The organism is Bacillaceae bacterium S4-13-56 (assembly GCA_040191315.1).
In the GTDB taxonomy this organism is placed as follows: Bacteria; Bacillota; Bacilli; order Bacillales; family JAWJLM01; genus JAWJLM01.
The window spans coordinates 42,559-62,561 of sequence record JAWJLM010000008.1; the positions used below are offsets into that span (position 1 = coordinate 42,559).

The following is a 20,003-nucleotide window of genomic DNA, read 5'->3' on the forward strand; positions in this document are numbered from 1 at the left end:
TCTAACTAATTTTATCTCCCTGATTCCACTCCTCACTTAGAAGTAACTTTTTAGGTAGGTGAGTAAATGTTTCAACACCATGTTCAGTTACACGAAAAGTCTCACTAATTTCCATTCCGTGATTCTCAAACCACAGGGCTGGAATCAAATGAAAGGTCATGTTTGGTTCTAAAATAGTGAAATCCCCTTTTCTAAGACTTGCTGTTCGTTCCCCCCAGTCAGGAGGGTAGTTAAGTCCCACTGAGTATCCGATTCTAGATTCTTTTTCCAGGCCATACTTTTGGATAGAATGTCTCCACGTTTCTTCTAATTCATGACAAGTTACTCCTGGTGTAACCCTATCTAACACCTTTTGAATTCCTTCAGATACAACTGAAGACAGCCATTGAAGTTGTTTTGAAGGTGGACCAATTGAGACTGTTCTGGCCATAGGTACATGATAACGTTTATAGCATCCGGATAATTCAATAATGGCTGCATCTCCATGGTTTAACTTTCTTTCTGTCCATGTTTGGTGAGGTTGACCAATCTGTTCTCCTGAAGGTAGGAGCGGTACAATCGCTGGGTAATCCCCCGCCATTCCCTCCCTTTCTTTTAATAGATGATAATAAATGACTGCTCCAACATCGCACTCGCTTGTTCCGTCCTTCATTATTTGTATTCCTTTTGTCATAGCTGTTTCCGTAAATAGAGCAGCCTTTTTCATCATGTTAATTTCATGTTCAGATTTAATTAAACGTATTTTATTAACAATAAGACTGGCGTCTTTTATCAAAGCATTAGGTAAACCAGTCTTTAACCGTTCAAACGCTCTTACTGAGAAATAAAAGCTTTCCATTTCTATGCCTATATTCCGATCTCCTTGACTAATTTGTATAAGAAATTCTGCAACGAAATCCATAGGGTGCTTATTTAATGCATGAACATAATGATCTGGATATGAAATCACGTAATCATCATGAATCCACGTCGTTGCTTTGGCCCCTCTTGCATCTAAATAACGTCCTATCCAAAGAGGCTGAGGCTCATCAATGATTACAACCACCATTTGATCGACATAAAATGACCAAGCATCATATCCAGTTAAATAATTCATATTCGCAGGATCTGATACGAGAAGGACTTCTATTCCAAGACACTCCATTTCTTTCTTGGTCTTTTGCAATCGAGTTTGATACTCCTCTAAATCAAAAGCCAGCATTACATTCACCTCTTTTTCAGAATATTATAACTAGTTGATATCTATATTGTATCGTAATATATAAACTTACATAATGTTCAATATGTATGAAAATTGTCGTCTATTTTTTATACAATTTTTCCAACAAAAAAAGGTACAAATCTGATTAAATTCATACCTTGTTTTATTCAAATATCATTTTGTAATAGGAACGCTCTTACCGCTACCTCAAGTAAAAACCAGTCATCTGAATCCCCTAGGTTGAGCCCCGTTAAAGATTCAATGTTACGTAACCTATAAAGAAGGGATTGACGATGAAGATTAAGTTCTCTTGCCGTTTGGCTAACATTTCCTTTCATTTGATTAAAAATAACAAAGGTTTTAATGAGGTCTGCATTCCTTTTTTTATCGTAATCCAAAAGTGGCTGGATAATTTCATTCAAAATGTTTGTAATGTCTTCATATTTTGAAAAGGAAAGTAGCAATCGATTTAATTTTGTACGGTCATAAAAACTTATTGTTTGTTTTTCTTTTATTCCTATATCTAAAGCTACTTTCGCTTCTTCATAGCTTTTCGAAAAGGAATCTAACTGGTTAGGGATATAGGATATACCCCAATTCATGACACTATCCGGAAATCGGTCTTGTATCCCATGGTTAATTTCATCTAGAAACTGTTCAAGCCACTCTTTGGGCAGAACTTGACTATGAATTTCCACATACATAATGACCAAATCCTCATCAAATGTAAACATTAGCTTTCTGCGGAAGTCAAATCCAACGTTATAGAAGATATTCTGCGTAAAATACTTCATATGTTCTAAAGATGACTGATAAACTGTGCTTTGCCCATACTTTATCTTTCCAACGAGGCAAACATATTCTCGTCTTAAATCGTATCCCAACAATTTGCCTTCTATATAATCTTTATCAGTTAATATTGTTCTATTTTTGGCTATAGTAAGTAGAAAGTTCTCCTTTAACCGAATTTCCGTCATTGCTACGGCATTTTCTTGCAAAAAATATAATCCACATGCAATTATGCCATGTTCAATAATGTTCTTTTTAAAGTGGGTAACTTCTTCTGGATTCCTTTCTTTAATAAGTAAAAACCCCTGTTTCTTTTGGTTAGAATAAATAGGTATCATTAAACATTGGACATTACCCACGGTTACCGAAGTTACAGGATGAGAAAATACAAATATATTTTTATAAGTCCCAGTTGTTTCAACTGTTTGCTTGTGAAATAAGGCTGATTCTGGCAAAAAATGAATATTTGCTCTTAATAAATACTTATCATCTAAGACAGCAATTGGAACATTTAAATGGTTATAAAGAATATTAGCAATGTCCTCAATTCCTTCTCCATTTAATACACTTTTGATCAACAACTCCCGTATTTCACTTGATTTATGGTCCAATTGGTCCCTTTTATTTTCAAGTTTGTTCATTACCACTTGAATAATATCTGCAAATCTTACAGACCAAGGAATCTCCAGTATAATAAGTCCTTTTTCTTCTGAAATTTCAAGTATATCTTTCGGTACCTCCTGTACGAATTTCCCTATTGCAAAGGCTAGTACAGAAGCCTCGGAATTAATAATATCTGTCACGAAGTCCAACAATAAGTGAGGTTCATTTTTGGTGCCGATTCCTGTTGTCAAAACAAACTCTTCTGGTCTAACAAAATTTTCAACAGGAACTTCAATGACACAGATCGATTGAATATATTTATCGGATAATAATTGACTACCGGTTTTAACCTTTGCTTCTTTTAACAAAGGCTCACCCAAAATTTCATCTAATGAAACGCTCATTTTTTCATCTCTTTTCATACAAGGAGTTATCTTTACTTTCTCTTAAAAGTGAAAAAATCCTTTTTATTCAATGTATGTTTTTGTTCTTTAAGCATGACTTCCTATATAAGAATGACTTGTTGAATATTGGGAGGTGTCAAGCATAAGGAAATGCTCATAATAATCAAAAAGAAAGGAGTAAGGAAATGTCTTATCGAACGATTTTTGTGAAGGAAGCAAAACATCGAAATGATGTTCAACATATAGAAAGTTTTTTATCAACAATCCCTGGAATTGAAAGAGCACTACTCGATATGGACGATGGGGAAATTAAAATTGAGTACAATAATAATCCCGAGACATATAAACACATTGTAGATTCCTTAGAATCTCAGGGATATCATGTGAGCTACTAGGAAATTTTGAATGTAAATTGGGGAGTCACAACGGAGTGGCTCCTTTATCCATTATCTTCATGTCTAATGAATCGTAAATGTCACAATATAAGGAAAGAGAACAAACATTGTACAAGGAGGATTTGTATGAAACAACCACTTAACCCCGTATTATGGATCTCTGCAACTATAGTCATTATATTCACTATATGGGGTGGACTTTTTCCCAATGCTTTAGATAAACAGGCTACTAATATATATAATTTGACGACTAGAGCATTTGGATGGCTTTACCTCCTATCTGTTATGTTCTTTGTAGTTTTCTGTTTATTTATAGCATTTTCAAGATATGGAAAGGTTAGGCTAGGGAGTGACGATTCTAGGCCGGAATTTCCTTTTTTCACTTGGATTGGTATGCTATTTAGTGCTGGCTTTGGGGTTGGTTTGGTATTCTGGGGGATAGCTGAGCCAATGAGTCATTTCTTCTCTCCTCCAATGGGAGAGACGGCTTTAACTCCTGAAGCAGCTAGGCTTGCAATGCACTATTCTTTTTTTCATTGGGGAGTGCATCAGTGGTCAGTATTTACTGTTGTTGGATTAGCAATAGCGTACTTTCAATTCAGAAAAAAAGAAAACGGTCTTGTTAGTACTACCTTTAATCCCCTTATTGGAAAAGAAGGAAAAACAAAATTAAGAAATACAATTGAAATCCTGTCAGTTATTGCTACGATCACTGGAGTAGCTACATCTTTAGGAATGGGAATCCTTCAAATCAATGGAGGAATGCGTTATGTATTTGGAATACCTAACAATGCTACGGTACAAATAATTATTACTTTAATCCTGATGGCCCTTTATTTATTATCTTCTACAACTGGGTTAAATAAAGGGATTAAGTATTTAAGTAACTTGAACTTAGGACTTGCATTAGGGTTAACTCTTTTTATGTTATTTTTAGGTCCTACTGTATTTATTTTAAAAAGTTTTACCTTGGGATTGGGTGATTATCTTCAGCATTTTATTGAATTCAGCTTTCGCTTAAATCCATACACCGGTGGGACTTGGGTCAGAGATTGGACCATTTTTTATTGGGCATGGGCGATTGCATGGTCACCTTTTGTTGGCTCCTTTGTCGCTCGTGTATCAAAAGGAAGGACTATTCGCGAGTTTGTTCTTGGGGTTCTCATCATACCCCCATTGATTGCCATTATTTGGATATCAGTTTTTGGTGGTTCTGCTCTGCAGCTTGATTTATTTGAGGGTACTCAAATTGCACAAGCAGTGAATGAAGATGTTACAAATGCATTATTCTCCACCTTCGAATATTTCCCATTAACTTTACCAATGTCCCTATTAGCGATTTTGTTAATCTTTACATTCTTAATCACTTCTGCAGACTCAGCCACCTATGTGTTGGGGATGCTAACGACAAATGGAAGTCTATTCCCAAGCATGGGCGTTAAAATTTTATGGGGGACTTTAATGTCTGCTGTTGCAGTAGTTCTTATTATTAGTAGTGGTTTAGAAGGCCTTCAGACGGCATCTCTTATTTCGGCACTGCCGTTTACCATTATCTTAATCTTTATGTGTGTTTCAGTTTATAAATCACTAGGAAACGAAAGGAAAATCAAAAAAACTCATTATTAAATTCTTAATCTGTAACAAAAATAAACATTTTTACTTTTCTTGGGTATATAACTATACAGAATTCTCCTTTTTTCCATAGTATGATTAGGCATTACCCCTTAGACACTTTCACTATTATTTATAAAGGAAAGGAGAAAATTCATGTATAGAAATATGAATACACAAATGGGCTATGGAAACATGGGATGGGGCATTCCTATGGGAGGGTATGGTTATCAAGGAGGAATTATGCCTAGTATGACTCCTGGTTATGGTTATCCTGGAATAGGATACGGATCGCCATATGGTCAAAATCCAATACCTGGATACATGCCTGCTACCCCTGGAATGACATTTGGAATGGGAACTCCTGGATACGGGATGAATAATCCTGGTATGACACCTGATTTTGAAATGCCAAATTATCCAGTAATACCTGGAAATCAACCAGGATTACCTTATGTAGTAAATAACCCATCTATGTTACCTGGGATTAACCCAACAACAGGAGTGGGGAAATCTGGATACTTCGGTACTATGGAAGATCTTGACGATCAAGATATAGACTTCCAACCTAAAAATCAGAACTTTGGATATCCTAATGGATTCCCATATGGCTATTAATTAACAAAAGGACCTCTGCCATTATTTGGAGAGGTCCTTACTATTTCATGGAAAAAATTGATAGTACCCTCCCTCCCTATTAGCTCTTATAATAATAGGTTGGGGAGGGGTGAAATTATGGCTGAAATTACACAATTTATTTTTTTTGATTTTGAAATGTTATGTTCTAATCGCGGAATGGACTACAACGATATGGAAGCAATTCGCTTAGGTGCTGTCAAATATGATTTAGCCACAAAAACAGTTAGTTATTTTGATCAATATATAAAGCCAAGAAGCAATAAACCATTAAGTGCATTCTGTAAAAGGTTAACTGGTATTACAGATGATCAATTAGCTGATGCTGCTACCTTTCCAGCTGTGTTAGAGGAATTTCTGACATGGGTTGGTGGAATTAAACGCTCTCGTTTTTTCTCCTGGTCTAAAAGTGACATGAGCAGGTTAGAAATCGACTCAAAAAGCTGGGGAATTCCTGATGGAACACTTAAAAAAATAAAACAACGTTATGTGGATTTTCAAGATGTTTTCACAAAAAGAGTTTCTAAAGAAAACATGTCTGTAGAAAACGCTCTTGCCCTTTATGACCTTACTTTCGTAGGAATAAAGCATAACCCAATGTTCGATGCTTATAATACACTTTGTATTTATCTTCAATTTTTGAACCAACCAGAAGTTACTGATCGAATTATGATTAAACAATTCATTCTACAAAAAGAGATGGATCCTGTGGAAATGAATGCAACTCTTAAAGAAATACTAGAGCAGGATACTACATCTTTCTTTAAAGACTTACAGGAAGTTACCAATATCATTCAAGCAAAGAAGACTCTCAAGAAACTTAGAAGAATAGTCACTAAATATAACAATATTCTTCATAATCGATCCGGTATGTTTACGCAAAAGGTAATCCAACATGTAAAATTACTAGTAATAATCTACGATGGTTTAATGCAAACCTATGATGAACACCTTAAGTATAGATCCAAGACTATGTATATTGATGAACATTTATACTACCCAATAAAAAAATTGGCCATAGCTAATTAGAAGGAAGGATGACTTCCTTCCTACATAGGAAAACGTCCACCTTAATGGTAGACGCTCATTTAATGTTTAAGTTAGTAGCTCATAGACCTCATTTAGTAGATATCCTCGCTCATGATCCCCTACTTGATTAGCATGATGAATTTCTTTTAACAAAATTTGCTCTAACATCCGCCGATCTTGTTCATGTAGATTTTGAACAAAATCCCCTTCCGATGAAAAAGATTGATTCACCATATTTTCATCTATATTTCTTATTGCCTCATTGTCTTCCGTGTAATTCGATAAAATTTCATGCAAATACGCTAGTGATTGGTCCATTGGTTCTCACCATCCTCCTTTGATATACCTATTGTTAGGATGGTTGAACCAATACAAAATATACTATGAGTTAGGATAATTTACGAATCGTAAAGTTGTCTTCTAGTAAAGCCCAATTTTGTGGATAAGGATATCCAAGAACCCAATAACTTATCCCTAATAACCCGTACTGTTTTGCCAAATCAAATTTTGCCTGTGCACTTCTAGCATCTTCAAACCACACTTCATGATTTCTTCCTTGCTCATCCATGTAGCGATAGTAAGGAGATGCTGAAACAGGATCATATTCTATTGTAGCTCCATATTTAATTGCTCGTGCAACTGCTTCTTGTGGGCTAAAGGTCTCAGCCTCCATTCCTTGTTGATGCGGGATAATCCAGTCTCTCGCATACAACTGAAAGCCCATCATGATCTTTTCCTTAGGAATTACAGTGAGAGCATAATCAAGTACTCTTTTAATTTCATTTAGTGGAGAAATTGCTCGAGGTGGACCCAGGCGATATCCCCATTCATAAGTCATCAATACTATAAAATCAACTATTCTTCCATGGGCTTCATAATCGTGAGCTTCATATAACAATCCTTTTTGTTCGGCGCTGATTTTTGGTGCAAGTGAAGTTGACACAAAATATCCTGCCTCGTGGAGCCTCTCAACAGTTTCAACAAGAAACTGATTGTATAGCTCTCGATCAGCAGGTAATACATTTTCAAAGTCTACATTTAAACCCTCATATCCTTTTTCACGCATTATGGCTAAAATGTTGGTGAGTAAGCGTTCCCTATTTTCAGAGCTCGATAATACTTCGTGTGCAACATTTTCACCTGCTGACGTTGTTGTAAAATTAGTAATAGACATCATAGGTCGAGCGTTTTCTGCTAAGCCTGCTTGAATGGCTTGGCGATCATCCTTCATGTAAAGTTGTAAAGAACCATCTTCTTGGATGACATAAGCAAAAGGTGAGATATACGTAAGATGTTCGGCAACTTCTCCTACCATTTGAGTTGCTACTGCTCCGGAGTGATACGTAAAGGCATTTGTTTCAATGATTGGTTTCCTTTTTGGAATAATTAACCTTGTTCCTGGATAGATCAAATTTGCATTTTCTATGCGATTGACTCTCATAATTTCTCTCATCGAGCGTTGGTATCGCTGTGAAATTTGCCATAGAGTCTCCCCTGGTTGAACGGTATGGAGCTGAGATGGAATTCTCAATTTCATACCTGGATAAATTCTTGATGGATCTACAATTTGATTAGTCAGAACTATAGTGTCCACGGTTGTTCCATATCTTTGAGCAATCATCCAAAGTGCTTCTCCAGCTTGAACTATGTGAATCTCATCATAAGTTGGTATAACAAGTGACTGACCCACAGCTAATTTATTCGAATCTGGTAAACCATTCACATCTGCTATATCTAAAATAGGAACTTGATATCGATTAGAAATACGCCACAATGTTTCTCCTCTTTGTACTACATGGATAATCATAGGCTACCTCCCCTATACGTTCTACCTTAAGGTATGAAGATAGCCTATGTTTCGTGTATGAGAGACAAACTCATATTAAAATTTTTGTATTCTAAAGTGGTCTGCAAGAACAAACCAGTTTTGTGGAAACGGATTTCCTAGTACCCAATAACTTACTCCTCTGAGTCCTAATTCTTCTACAAGGTCGTATTTGACCTGAACACTACGTGCGTCTTCGAACCAGACCACATGCTCTTTCCCTTGTGCATCCACATAGTTAAAGTAAGGAGATTGTGCCTGTGTATCGAAGTAAATGGAAACGCCATTTCTTGCCGCAAGCTCAACTGAAGCTTTTGTACTTAACGTTCTTGCCCAAGCCCCTCCTTTTACATATGGAAGTGTCCAGTCATATCCATAAAGAGGCATTCCCATAATAATCTTATTAGCTGGCATTTCTGTAAGGGCGTATTGAATCACTTGACGAACCTCGCTGATCGGCGCCACTGCCATCGGCGGACCGCCAGACCACCCCCATTCATAGGTCATAATGACAACAAAATCAACCATTTCACCATGGGCTTGATAATCATGTGCCTCATATAATAATCCTTGTTGCTCACGTCTATATTTTGGTGCAATAGCTGTTGACACGGAATAGCCTAATGGATGTAATCGCTCTACCACTCTTCGCAAAAAGTTGTTATAATTTTCTCTGTCGATTGGATACAAGTATTCAAAGTCAATATTCAACCCGTAATATCCCTTTGCCTCCATTACTTCCATAATATTTGAAATCAAACGATACTGTGCCTCTGTGTTTGCAAATAACTCGCTAGCAAGCTCTGAACTAAATTCTCCATTTCTAAAATTGGTTAGAACCATTAAAGGAGCAATATTTTGGTTCGTTGCAACCTGAAGCAGTTCTGTTTCAGTCATTGTACTTAAAGTGCCATCAGCACGAATGGAATAACTAAAGGGGCTTAGATAGGTTAAGTAGGGGCCTACACTTCTTACCTCCTGCTGAGCAGCATCATTAGTTCTTGTTATATAAGCATTTACCTCAATCAGAGGCTTTCTTTTTTCAGGAATAATCAAACGCTGTCCAGGATAGATTTGTGATGGATTAGAGATTTTGTTTACTGAGATTAGCTCCTGTAATGGGACTTGAAATCTGTTAGAAATGGCCCACAAAGTTTCCCCTGGTTTTACTACGTAAAAATCTGTTGGTATTTTTAATCTTTGACCTGGATAAATGAGAGATGGATTAGTAATATTATTTTCCCGTAAAATGCTTTCAATAGTTACTCGATACTGTTGGGAGATACTCCATAAAGTCTCACCCTGTTGAACTACATGGTATTGGGCTGCCTCAGGAATAACTAAAGACTGACCTACAACTAATTGGTTTGGATCAGAAAGTTGATTTGTTGCAACAATTTGTGAAACTGCCACTCCATAAATTTGAGAAAGTCGCCATAGGGTTTCACCAGACTGGACCACATGAATTTTCATTTGCTCCATCCTTTCTTAAAGAAGGTTATCACCTACTTATCATATATATGATAAGATGGCTTGGCTTATTTTAGTTTAAACATGTAAAAGACCAAACCGTGTCGATTTGGTCTTTTACATTATTTGATTATAAACTTTGTGCGGCTATATCCTTCTTTCATCTTCTCTACTTCTAGAATAGCAGGAATGGCTTGCTTCAATTCCTGGACGTGAGAGATAATACCTATCATTCTTCCTGTTTTTTGAAGCGAAATTAATGTCTCAATAGCTTTGTTCAATGATTCTTCATCAAGGGATCCAAACCCCTCATCAATAAACATTGTTTCAATGGAGATTCCTCCTTCATACGACTGAATTACATCGGCCATACCAAGAGCTAAGCATAAAGATGCATTAAATTTCTCGCCTCCAGACAAAGTTTTGACATCCCGAACTTGTCCAGTATAGTTATCATAAACATCTAATCCCAAACCACTTTGTCGACCACGCTTTTCTAATCGATCACTACGGACCAAATAGTATTGACCATTGGATAACTGAGCAAGTCTTTCGTTAGCTGACTGAATAATTTGTTCCAAAAATTCAATTTGTAAATAGCGTTCAAAGCTAATTTTTCTTGAATTTTCTCCTCGAATGACATCATATAAATCTTTGACATTTTCTAAATGCTTTTCTATGTCTTTCACTTTTTCATTAGCTTCAAGGATTAATTTTCTTCCTTCAATCGCCTTATCCAAATAGGATTTAAGCTGCGAAAGAATCTTCCTATTTTCCTCTAATTCTTTGGAAACTACTTGTAATTCTTGCTCTAATATAGAAAGATCAGACTTGCTATCATCCTTTAACTCTTCCTCAAGTTCTTTAATCTGTTGAAGTACTGTTTTTAGGTTAGTGTAGTAGTCTTCAATCTTTTGTTTTAATTCTTGTCGCTCATGGTCACTCATTTTTGCATTTTGGTAATCTAATAAGCTTGTAAAACCGGAAGAATGAACAGCCTCAAGAAATTCTTTTTCAGCCATTTGGCTCTTCTGTTCTAAGTCCTTTACATTCAATAAAGAATTTTCCTGCTTTGTACGGACAATTGCTAAATGCTCTTTTGATTTTTGTAAATTGGTTTGAACTCTCTCCCAATCATTTTCCATTTTTTCTTTTTGTTTCTGTAAGACTGTTTGATGATTCGTTAATGTTTTTAAGTCCCTAAGCTCATTTGGAATTTTTTTAAGGCTTTCTTCATACACTGATTTTTTTGTTTCGTAGGAAGTTTTATTTTCATGAAGTTTGCTAGTTAACTTTTCAATATCACGAAATTTAATTTCTAAATCACTTTCTATATCTTGAAGCTGTTTCCTTACTTGTGTAAGGATCTTCTGCTTCTCCCTCAAATCCATAATTTCTCTCTTTAATTTTGATCCTTTTAATTGGATATGTTCGTGTTCTTTCTGTATTTGAATCACATGAAACCCTAGTTGAATGAGCTCTTTTTCTCTATCGTGTATGGATTTTTCAGCTAAGTTGAATTCAGCAAGTACCTGATTGTAATGCTTTTCCATCTCATCTTTTTCTAAACGAAGTTTATCAATTTCTTCTTTGGTAGGTGTATCTACAGTTTTTATAGCCTTATTAGGATGGTCAACACTTCCACAAACGGGGCACGGTTGTCCGTCGTGTAAATGTCCAGCAAGAATACTAGCTTGTCCTTCCATCCAAAGTTTTTCTAAGTCCCTAAGTTGATTCTCTATTTTTGTAACCTTCTCTTTTTCTATCTTAAGTTGTTGAGACAGCTTTTCTTTTTTACTTTTCCAATCTAGGTATTCCTGGGTCTTCTTAGACTTTTCTCCTAAGTCATTAATCTCATCCATTTTTTCAGTTAATGTATAAACCTCTTCATCTAATTCCTTCCTTTTCTCTGATAACTCATCTTTCTTGGCCTTCTGCTCTTTATATAATGTTTCTAATTTATTCTTATTTTCTTCATCCTTTTCAACCGTAAGATTAAGGGTTATGATCTCTTTTTTCTTAATGTCAATCTCACGTACAGTAGGTAAGTATTCCTCGATTCGATCTAATTCTTTCGTAACTTTTTCTCTCTCTGGTTTTCGATCTATTTCTTCATCATAAAGTTTTTGTGCATTTGTAAGATTAGTTTTAGACTCTTTTAATTGAGTGGTTATTTGTTCAAGGTCTAAGCGCTTTGTATGGACTTCTTTTTTTAATTCCTCATTTTGTTTTTCATAAGGTAATAACTGTTTGGCACTTTCAGAAAGTTTTATCTTATTCTCACTCTCTATCATCTTTTCTTTATCAGAAATGAGTTCATTGTGTAAGTGTTTCTTTTGTTCCAGTAATTGAAACCTTTGGTTAATGGATTGTGCCTTGTGAAACTGCTCTGTTTTCTTTTTTACTCCCTTTTCTTTTTCTTCAAAGCTTACTTCCTGTCTTTCAGTTTCTTTTTTATAAAAATCAATTTCTTTATCCAGTGCCTGAATCACTTGGTATGTGTTTTTATATTCTTGTTCTAGTAGATCAGCCCATTCGGTATTTTCTCGGGGAGGCAAAGAAGATAGGATATTATGTTCGTAAAAATCTCTTTCTTTCACTTGAGAATCAAATAACTGCTGGTTCTCTTTCCTTTTTTGATTTAGGCGATCAGCAATGTTTCGATAATACGTAGTTTTAAAAATTTTACGAAGAACTTCCTCTTTATTCTCGGTTTCAGAGGTAAGCAATTTCCGAAACTCGCCTTGTGGGAGCATGATAATTTGACTAAACTGATCTTTCGTTAATCCAATGATTTCCATTATTTTTCCATCAATTTGACTTACAATGAACCGATCCGTCAAAGGAATCTCTTCTTCGCCCTTGCACTCATAAAGTTCATATTTGTCACCTGTTGCACTTTTGTTTCCTTCTTTGATATGAGCAATTTGGCGAAAAACTCGATATACCTTTCCTTTTAGACTAAAAAGAAAATCTACCGATGTATGTACATCATCCTTAGCAAAGTCACTTCGAAGCATACGAACATCATTGCGGTCCTCACCACTTGCATTCCCGTATAATGCAAAACAGATCGCATCAAAAATGGTCGTTTTCCCTGCACCCGTTTTTCCTGACACAACAAATAGCTGTTGACCCTGCAGATCCTTGAAATCTATGATTTCTGTTTCTCGATAGGGGCCAAACGCAGTCATTGTTAATTTTATCGGTTTCATCGTCTTTCACCTTCTGCCTGTAATAATTCTTGAATGGTCTCTTTAAATAATCCTTCAACTTCCTTACTTACCTCAGTTCCCTTTATCTCTTTATAAAATGCTTTAAAGAGGGATAAATCATCTAATTTTGTTCGGTCCATAGTTTGTTGAAAATCCATATTTGATGTAGACGTTCTGAGAGATCTCTCTATATGCATAGCGTTCGGATACACAGATCGTACTCTTTCCATAGCTGATAATACTGGTGTATCGTTAAGCAATCTCACAAACACAAAGTCTTCACAACGAGCATGTTTTTCTATATCCTCGATAAACCCTTCGACAGTATAAAGGTCCCGATTAGCGGTCAACAGTCTCTTTTCAACAGTTGTATTTCCCGACTCATCTATTTCAACTGCATAATAGCCTTTCTTATGTTTTTCCTCTGACACAGAATATTTAAGCAGAGACCCCGCATATCTAACTCTTTCGTCTCCAACGTAATGAGCTTGATGGAGATGCCCTAAGGCTGTATAGTGGAATCCCTTAAAATGATGATGGCTAACATACTCAGCTCCACCAATCGATAATGGGCGTTCAGATGTACTTGTATTTTCCTTTGCTTCTCCATTAGGTGTTGCAAATAAATGACCAACAAAGACGTGCCTAGCACTTTGAACCTTTTTCTCCTCGATATGAACAACCAGTGCTTCTAGAGCATCATTATGAGTTTTGATTTCTTCATTGTTTAATAGTTTACGAATAATACTAGGCTCCGTATAAGGAACTAAATGAAAATGGACTTCTCCATGGTTATCCTCTAAAACAACTGGTTCTATTGGCAATGACAGTTCTCCTATGATGTGAAATCCTGATGTTTTCATAATTTTGCTACCAAAGTGTAATCTTCCCGGACTATCATGATTTCCTGCAATTGCAATCACAGGAGTTTTTAGATCTAACACTATTTTTTCCAAAATTTCATTTAGAAGATTAATAGCTTCTGTAGGCGGGACAGCTCGATCATATAAGTCACCTGCAATGACAACGCAATCTGGTTTCTCATTTTCTATTTCTTTTAAAAATTGTTGAAGAATAAACGCTTGTTCCTCTGTCATATAAACTCCTTGCACCAGTTTTCCTAAATGCCAATCTGCTGTGTGAAAAAACTTCATTGCCCTTTTCCCCCTCGTGTGTATCGTATGTATCATTTTATCAAAAACAACCAGTCTATGTCGTAAAGCAGTTATTAGCAAGTTTTTCTAACCTTATAATTCGACTAAAATATGTAAAATCCTTCGTAAAAAAAGCTCCCCATTTGTGGGAAGCTTAATGAATTATTCTCTTTCTGGAGAAAAAGTTCTATTGGCGAATTCTTCATCCAACAAATAAAGTGCGGTGTTGTCACCCTGAATTCTTTTTAGTTTTTCAATAATGGAGTCAAACAATGCTTCTTCTTCAACTTGCTCATCTAAAAAGAACTTTAAAAACTGAATGGTTGCATGTTCACGTTCATCTAATGCAATGTCAGAAAGTTCATAAATTTTGCTTGTTACTTTTTTCTCTTGTTCAAAGGCATGTTGAAAAACATCTAGCATGGAATCAAATTCGTTTAAAGGGGTGTCGTATCCAGTAAAATAAGCTTTCTCTCTACGGTCATTAATGTATTGATACAACTTCATTCCATGAAATCTCTCTTCCTCGGCTTGAACTAAGAAAAAGTTTGCAAATCCATCTAAGCTTTCTGCTGAACACCACGCAGCCATCGCCATATAGGTGTGGGCAGATTCGAACTCAAAATTCATTTGCTCATTCAATTCTGTAAGTAATTTTTCACTAATCATTGCTAACATCCTTTCTAAATACACATCTTTGAATAGTTTCACTAATTCAACTTCTTATTTTGCATGTGAAATCAGTTAGAATTAAACTGCACTTTAAAAATTAAATTTTAAATCCAATTTTCCCAAAGTTTTTGGAGTCGCTCAAATACTCAAATGCTGTTTTATATTCAGACAAATGGAAGACTCGATCAACTTCTGGTTTGATCTGATGCTTCTCTATAAAGTGAAGCATTTCATTAAATTCTTCTCCACTACCCATTGTGCTACCCAAAATATTTTGTTGCGCATAGAAAAAAGTGCGTATGTTGATGTCTATCTCATCCTCCGTTGTTGCACCGAAGGTTACTAAGGTTCCACCCTTTCTAAGTACACTTAAGGATTTATTAAAGGTAGCACGGCCAATAGACTCTATAACAAGATCGATTTTTTCATCTGCTAGTTCCTTATTCCAATCCGATTGGGTCAAAATTCCCTTGTCAGCCCCAAGCTTTTCAGCTGCTGCCAACTTATCTTCACTTCTAGAAGTAACAATAACTCTTGCCCCTATAGCTTTAGCGTATTTCAGAATGAAAGTTAAGACACCACTCCCAATCCCAGGAAGCAAGACTGTATCACCTTTTTTTACTTGCCCTCTCGTAAAAAGAGAACGATAACCAGTGAGGCCGGCTAAGCCAATTACTCCTGCTTCTTCAAAGCTTAAATGCGATGGTTTTTTTACCACATTTTCGATAGGAAGTACAATGTATTCAGCAAATGTTCCGTTGTCTGGTAAGCCTAAGATTTCAAAGCCTTTAGGAGGAGCATCACTTTTTTCAAACCAACCAAGACCAGGATTTATTATGACTTCATCTCCTACTTGAAAGTTAGTTACACCTCCTCCTAATTCAACTATGATACCTGCTCCATCAGAACCTGGAATTAACGGTGGCTGATCTGCTTTATGGCGAGTGGTTACTATTAAATCACGACGGTTCATTCCAGATGAAAATAATTTAATTTTCACTTGGTTTTTTTCAACTATTGGTTCCTCTGCTTCTCCAAAGGAAAGTCCCTCCATCCCTTCTTTCCCACTATGTAAAATAGCTTTCAAGACTGATTCTCCTCCCGTAATGATTTTTGAATGTGTTTTGCAAAGACACCTAATTTTTGCATATCTGATACATCTTCTTCAAATAAAGGGATTTTAATCATAGCTTGTTTCTTAAATACTCTTCTCATTTCTTCTAAATAGGCAGATTCTGTTTGTCTCCTTTTTTCAAGAAAGACTCCATCTGCTTCTTTAGGAAGGACTTTATTTACAATAAGAGTTTTTACGTGAAGATGATATTTATCTAATTGTTTAATAGCTGCCTCGGTCTCAAGAATAGGCAGACGTTCTGGATTTAAAACAAAAATAAAACCTGTTTTCTTTCCATCCATTATGACTTCTCTTACTTTAGAAAACTTTTCTTTTCTTTTTTGCAGAACCTCATAAACAGGATCCTCCACTGGTTCTCCATCATTTAATAATTGGGAGTAGTTTTTGTTGATCTTTTTTCTCCGTTCAATCATTCCATCAATCCAGACACCCATTAATTCTGGTAAGGTGAGTAATCGAATAGTGTGACCAGTAGGTGCGGTATCAAACACGATTTTATCGAAGTCTTCACTTTCCTCTAAAATAATAGAAACCATTCGATCAAATAGGGCAGCCTCATCAGCGCCCGGTGACGCACTAGCCATATCAATTTGTCTATGAACCTCTTCAACCATACTTGACTTAACAAGTCCCTTTAGGTTTTGTTTTACCCCTTGGATATAACGTTTTGATTCTTCGTTCGGATCAATTTCAATTCCCCATAGGTTAGTTTCTAAAGGGGTTTTTCTGGACCCGACTTTTTTATGAAAGATATCTCCTAGATTATGAGCGGGATCTGTAGAAATGAGCAATGTCCTTTCTCCTTCTTTTGAAAATGCAAGTGCTAAGGCAGACGAAGAAGTAGACTTACCAACCCCACCCTTTCCACCGATAAAAAGTATTTTTTTCGATTTAATTTCTTCCATTTGATCACCTCAACAACAACGAATTCCATCAAGGGGAGAATGTTCCATGCCCATACGTAAGTGCCAGTCATGGAATTTTTCTATAATATATGGATAGAGCTCAAGCGTATAGTAAAAAGCTGGGTTAGGAATCCCAAGCATATCTGAATAAAGAAGTAATAAGAATAAATCATCCTCATCTCTTAACTCTCTTGCTATTTCCATTTTATGGGGTAAGCTTAGTACTTCTTCATACATTTCAAAAATCCTCTTAAGTGAAGATCCAACGTTTTTCATGACATCTCCCCTTGCTTTATTTCTTCTAGAATTAGTGTATCATAGTTTTCTAAATTTTTGAGATATTTACCATTAATAAAAACAGCATTAAGCTTGAGATGAAAAAAAATATTTTTTAGAGCACTAATAAGTCCGATTTTCTTTTTTTTCACTTGATGAAAGAAGTAAAATAGGATGGATAAAATATTCCTTTGATCTAAAAATGTAATTCCTACTTCATCTCCAAATTGAGAATTTGTTTGTAAATATAATTCACCTAGATTAGCCCTATCTTTTTCCATATATGCAAACTCATCTTTCATTGTGATGAACCCGTCATCACTAATCCCCCCACATCATCCAACCCCAATCATTTTTTCTTGACGAATAATCATCACCTCAACCATACTGGGATTCCTCACTTTCGAAATGGAATAAGTCAAACAGGAAAAATCGTAAGAAAAAATCGGCTTATCATTAAACGGATTCTTGAAAACGTATTTTGCTTTCTTAGAAGCCCTTATACTCTGGAGTGCAAGTTCTAATGAAGGAAACCTAATTTTTCATGTACCTTCAATCGACTAAAATTATAATTTCTGTTGATAGGGAAAAGCCGTGCCACATGGCACGGCCATTTCTTATGCACTTATGTTTAGATCATTTTTGTCTTTTTTAAAGATTTCAGATATAGCTGTAAGTGTAATCCACAGGGCAAATACCATTACAATCGAACCAAGGATAAACAATAACCAGTTAGAAGTGTCAGGATTCCAAGGTGACCACTCTGTGAATACTTGTTGTACCATAGCCCATAGGGTCATAAACATCAGGAAGACCATTGGGATCAGAGTAGGCAAGTAATTTCTACCCTGACGTTTTAGCCATATAGTAATTAGCAATAATGTAATACCAGCTAATAACTGGTTAGAAGTACCGAAAAGCGGCCATAAGAGATATCCTCCTGAGCCAAAACCATTAGGTCCTTGAGGTAATAGAGTTAAAGCTGCACTTGATACAACAGCTACAGTTGTGGCTACATGTGTTTTAGTAATAGGTTGGAAGTTATATTCTTGGCCTAATTCAGAAATAATATAACGCATTAAACGAACGGATGAATCTAGAGTTGTTGCAGCAAAACTTACAACAATAATAGAAACGATTGTTGTAGCAACGGTTGTAGGAATCCCAATACCTTGTGCTAAAACACCTGCACCTTGAATAAATACACCTAATCCTGCTGCAGTGGCTTCTGAAAAACCACTATATGTTGCTGTGAAGTCAGCAGTAGTTGGGAAGAATGTCACAACAGCAATAATGGCAATAAGAGCCAATATACCTTCTCCTACCGCTCCGAAGTAACCAACAAACCTAGCATCTGTTTCTTTATCTAATTGTTTCGATGAAGTTCCAGATGAAACGAGTCCGTGAAATCCTGAAATGGCACCGCAGGCAATTGTTATAAATAATAACGGGAACCAAGAAGTAGTCGCGTCAGTATTCATAGTTGGCGCGGTTACTTCAGGATTTGAGAATAATAATCCTAAGTAAAGAATAGCAAGACCAACTATTAATTGATGTGAGTTAATAAAATCTCTCGGTTGTAATAGCTTCCATACAGGTAGGGTAGACGCGATATAAACATAAACCATAAGGATGATTATCCATACGAAAAACGCCATTGAGGTAGCAGTCATACCCAGGACTGTTGATCCTTCTCCACCGAAGTATCTAACTAAATCAATTTGTAAAAATTCAACATTACTAGCTAAAATTGCGGTTAAATACATGACTGCTAATGCAATCAAAGATGGAATAAGCATATTCCCATTTCTCTTATAAACGTGGTATCCAATCCAAACGGCTAATGGGATTTGGATGAAGACTGAAAGTACACTTGCCGGGAACGAAATAAATAAATTTGCAATTACCCAAGCAAATACTGCGTTAACCATTAATACAAGTAACAAAATGATGAACAAGAATAAGATCTTTGCTCTCTGGCCAATTAATTTGTTGGCAATCGTTCCTACCGATTGTCCTTTGTTTCTTGCTGATAATACTAGAGCTCCAAAATCATGGACTCCAGCAGCAAAAACGGTTCCTAACGTTACCCATAATAATGCAGGTAACCATCCCCAATAGACCGCAATAGCTGGTCCTACGATAGGTGCTGCACCAGCAACGGAAGTGAAATGGTGCCCCCACAACACAAATTTATTGGTAGGCACATAGTCTACCCCATCCTTAAATTGGTGGGCAGGCGTTACATAATTTGGGTCAAGTCGATAAATTTTCTCTGCAATAAATTTGGAATAATACCGATATCCTAAAAAGAAAACAATCATACCGACTACCGCGAGCCAAATTCCACTCATAATTTTCCTCCTTTACCATAGTGAAGTGTAATCGCTTACAAATTGAGTATACTAGATTACTAGAAAAAATCAAGAAAAAAGCTGACTAATCTAAATATTTTGCGTATTACTACATGGGTATGCAGAGGTACCGCTAAAAATGAAGGGATTTTTGTTTCACGCAATCTTTCTATTGTTTGAATCCTCATCTAAAAGAGACTTCATCTCTTTTTTTACTTCCCAATAATAAATTTGTGGTAATCCGTTTAATATCCAATACTCATGAATGATTGAAACCCCAACAAACAGAAACATATGCCAATCAATATCCTTCATGAAATCTCCTCCCT

At 36.0% G+C, this 20,003-nt stretch carries 18 protein-coding genes; 4 read left to right on the forward strand and 14 right to left on the reverse strand.

Annotated elements, in window-relative coordinates; translation table 11 throughout:
- Position 1: 1 nt before the first annotated feature.
- Both RZN25_04050 and RZN25_04055 read right to left on the reverse strand, forming a co-directional pair.
- Positions 2–1,201, reverse strand: a complete 1,200-nt coding sequence (locus tag RZN25_04050; GenBank protein MEQ6375993.1) for a M24 family metallopeptidase — start codon at positions 1,199–1,201, stop codon at positions 2–4.
- Positions 1,202–1,368: 167 nt separating this feature from the next.
- Positions 1,369–2,997 (reverse strand): PucR family transcriptional regulator ligand-binding domain-containing protein, encoded by a 1,629-nt coding sequence (locus RZN25_04055; protein ID MEQ6375994.1) that lies wholly within the window; start codon positions 2,995–2,997, stop codon positions 1,369–1,371.
- A 185-nt stretch (positions 2,998–3,182) separates the two neighbouring features.
- On the opposite strand from RZN25_04055, the gene RZN25_04060 reads away from it, so the two are divergent.
- The 4 genes from RZN25_04060 (at position 3,183) to RZN25_04075 (ending at position 6,668) form a co-directional block, all read left to right on the forward strand.
- On the forward strand, positions 3,183–3,392 hold the full coding sequence (locus tag RZN25_04060) for a heavy metal-associated domain-containing protein (GenBank protein MEQ6375995.1): 210 nt from the start codon (positions 3,183–3,185) through the stop codon (positions 3,390–3,392).
- A gap of 126 nt (positions 3,393–3,518) precedes the next feature.
- Positions 3,519–5,018, forward strand: coding sequence for a BCCT family transporter (locus tag RZN25_04065; GenBank protein ID MEQ6375996.1), 1,500 nt, complete (start codon positions 3,519–3,521; stop codon positions 5,016–5,018).
- A gap of 141 nt (positions 5,019–5,159) precedes the next feature.
- Complete coding sequence (locus RZN25_04070) at positions 5,160–5,621, forward strand: hypothetical protein (GenBank protein ID MEQ6375997.1); 462 nt, start codon at positions 5,160–5,162, stop codon at positions 5,619–5,621.
- A gap of 117 nt (positions 5,622–5,738) precedes the next feature.
- On the forward strand, positions 5,739–6,668 hold the full coding sequence (locus tag RZN25_04075) for a 3'-5' exonuclease (GenBank protein MEQ6375998.1): 930 nt from the start codon (positions 5,739–5,741) through the stop codon (positions 6,666–6,668).
- Positions 6,669–6,734: 66 nt separating this feature from the next.
- On the opposite strand, the gene RZN25_04080 is transcribed toward RZN25_04075, so the two are convergent.
- The 12 genes from RZN25_04080 to RZN25_04135 all read right to left on the reverse strand — a co-directional run bounded on the left by RZN25_04080 (position 6,735) and on the right by RZN25_04135 (position 19,989).
- Positions 6,735–6,986, reverse strand: a complete 252-nt coding sequence (locus RZN25_04080; GenBank protein MEQ6375999.1) for a sporulation protein — start codon at positions 6,984–6,986, stop codon at positions 6,735–6,737.
- Positions 6,987–7,056: 70 nt separating this feature from the next.
- Complete coding sequence (locus tag RZN25_04085) at positions 7,057–8,475, reverse strand: LysM peptidoglycan-binding domain-containing protein (GenBank protein MEQ6376000.1); 1,419 nt, start codon at positions 8,473–8,475, stop codon at positions 7,057–7,059.
- A gap of 75 nt (positions 8,476–8,550) precedes the next feature.
- Positions 8,551–9,966 (reverse strand): LysM peptidoglycan-binding domain-containing protein, encoded by a 1,416-nt coding sequence (locus tag RZN25_04090; GenBank protein MEQ6376001.1) that lies wholly within the window; start codon positions 9,964–9,966, stop codon positions 8,551–8,553.
- A 119-nt stretch (positions 9,967–10,085) separates the two neighbouring features.
- Positions 10,086–13,178: an SMC family ATPase gene (locus RZN25_04095; GenBank protein MEQ6376002.1), complete on the reverse strand. Its 3,093-nt coding sequence runs from the start codon at positions 13,176–13,178 to the stop codon at positions 10,086–10,088.
- On the reverse strand, positions 13,175–14,332 hold the full coding sequence (locus tag RZN25_04100) for an exonuclease SbcCD subunit D (protein ID MEQ6376003.1): 1,158 nt from the start codon (positions 14,330–14,332) through the stop codon (positions 13,175–13,177). Before RZN25_04100 ends, RZN25_04095 begins: the two co-directional genes overlap by 4 nt.
- 162 nt (positions 14,333–14,494) lie before the next feature.
- Entirely contained in the window at positions 14,495–15,001 is a 507-nt protein-coding gene (locus tag RZN25_04105; GenBank protein ID MEQ6376004.1) for a ferritin, read from the reverse strand.
- Between the two features lie 100 nt (positions 15,002–15,101).
- The gene (locus RZN25_04110; GenBank protein MEQ6376005.1) at positions 15,102–16,091 is read right to left on the reverse strand and encodes a zinc-binding dehydrogenase; all 990 of its coding nucleotides are present in this window, start codon (positions 16,089–16,091) and stop codon (positions 15,102–15,104) included.
- Positions 16,088–17,044, reverse strand: coding sequence for an ArsA family ATPase (locus tag RZN25_04115; protein MEQ6376006.1), 957 nt, complete (start codon positions 17,042–17,044; stop codon positions 16,088–16,090). The genes RZN25_04110 and RZN25_04115 overlap by 4 nt, the downstream gene beginning before the upstream one ends.
- A gap of 9 nt (positions 17,045–17,053) precedes the next feature.
- Complete coding sequence (locus RZN25_04120) at positions 17,054–17,320, reverse strand: cory-CC-star protein (GenBank protein ID MEQ6376007.1); 267 nt, start codon at positions 17,318–17,320, stop codon at positions 17,054–17,056.
- A complete protein-coding gene (locus RZN25_04125; GenBank protein MEQ6376008.1) occupies positions 17,317–17,622 on the reverse strand; it encodes a hypothetical protein in 306 nt (101 codons plus the stop codon). Before RZN25_04125 ends, RZN25_04120 begins: the two co-directional genes overlap by 4 nt.
- 315 nt (positions 17,623–17,937) lie before the next feature.
- Positions 17,938–19,674: a carbon starvation protein A gene (locus RZN25_04130; GenBank protein MEQ6376009.1), complete on the reverse strand. Its 1,737-nt coding sequence runs from the start codon at positions 19,672–19,674 to the stop codon at positions 17,938–17,940.
- Positions 19,675–19,830: 156 nt separating this feature from the next.
- A complete protein-coding gene (locus RZN25_04135) occupies positions 19,831–19,989 on the reverse strand; it encodes a hypothetical protein (GenBank protein MEQ6376010.1) in 159 nt (52 codons plus the stop codon).
- Between the last annotated feature and the right edge of the window lie 14 nt (positions 19,990–20,003).

Coding starts and splice junctions, on each gene's coding strand:
- RZN25_04050 (MEQ6375993.1), bottom strand. CDS start 1,201: ATGCTGGCTTTTGATTTAGAGGAGTATCAAACTCGATTGCAAAAGACC.
- RZN25_04130 (MEQ6376009.1), bottom strand. CDS start 19,674: ATGAGTGGAATTTGGCTCGCGGTAGTCGGTATGATTGTTTTCTTTTTA.
- RZN25_04100 (MEQ6376003.1), bottom strand. CDS start 14,332: ATGAAGTTTTTTCACACAGCAGATTGGCATTTAGGAAAACTGGTGCAA.
- RZN25_04075 (MEQ6375998.1), top strand. CDS start 5,739: ATGGCTGAAATTACACAATTTATTTTTTTTGATTTTGAAATGTTATGT.
- RZN25_04090 (MEQ6376001.1), bottom strand. CDS start 9,966: ATGAAAATTCATGTGGTCCAGTCTGGTGAAACCCTATGGCGACTTTCT.
- RZN25_04120 (MEQ6376007.1), bottom strand. CDS start 17,320: ATGAAAAACGTTGGATCTTCACTTAAGAGGATTTTTGAAATGTATGAA.
- RZN25_04105 (MEQ6376004.1), bottom strand. CDS start 15,001: ATGATTAGTGAAAAATTACTTACAGAATTGAATGAGCAAATGAATTTT.
- RZN25_04095 (MEQ6376002.1), bottom strand. CDS start 13,178: ATGAAACCGATAAAATTAACAATGACTGCGTTTGGCCCCTATCGAGAA.
- RZN25_04070 (MEQ6375997.1), top strand. CDS start 5,160: ATGTATAGAAATATGAATACACAAATGGGCTATGGAAACATGGGATGG.
- RZN25_04135 (MEQ6376010.1), bottom strand. CDS start 19,989: ATGAAGGATATTGATTGGCATATGTTTCTGTTTGTTGGGGTTTCAATC.
- RZN25_04055 (MEQ6375994.1), bottom strand. CDS start 2,997: ATGAGCGTTTCATTAGATGAAATTTTGGGTGAGCCTTTGTTAAAAGAA.
- RZN25_04080 (MEQ6375999.1), bottom strand. CDS start 6,986: ATGGACCAATCACTAGCGTATTTGCATGAAATTTTATCGAATTACACG.
- RZN25_04115 (MEQ6376006.1), bottom strand. CDS start 17,044: ATGGAAGAAATTAAATCGAAAAAAATACTTTTTATCGGTGGAAAGGGT.
- RZN25_04085 (MEQ6376000.1), bottom strand. CDS start 8,475: ATGATTATCCATGTAGTACAAAGAGGAGAAACATTGTGGCGTATTTCT.
- RZN25_04125 (MEQ6376008.1), bottom strand. CDS start 17,622: ATGAAAGATGAGTTTGCATATATGGAAAAAGATAGGGCTAATCTAGGT.
- RZN25_04065 (MEQ6375996.1), top strand. CDS start 3,519: ATGAAACAACCACTTAACCCCGTATTATGGATCTCTGCAACTATAGTC.
- RZN25_04060 (MEQ6375995.1), top strand. CDS start 3,183: ATGTCTTATCGAACGATTTTTGTGAAGGAAGCAAAACATCGAAATGAT.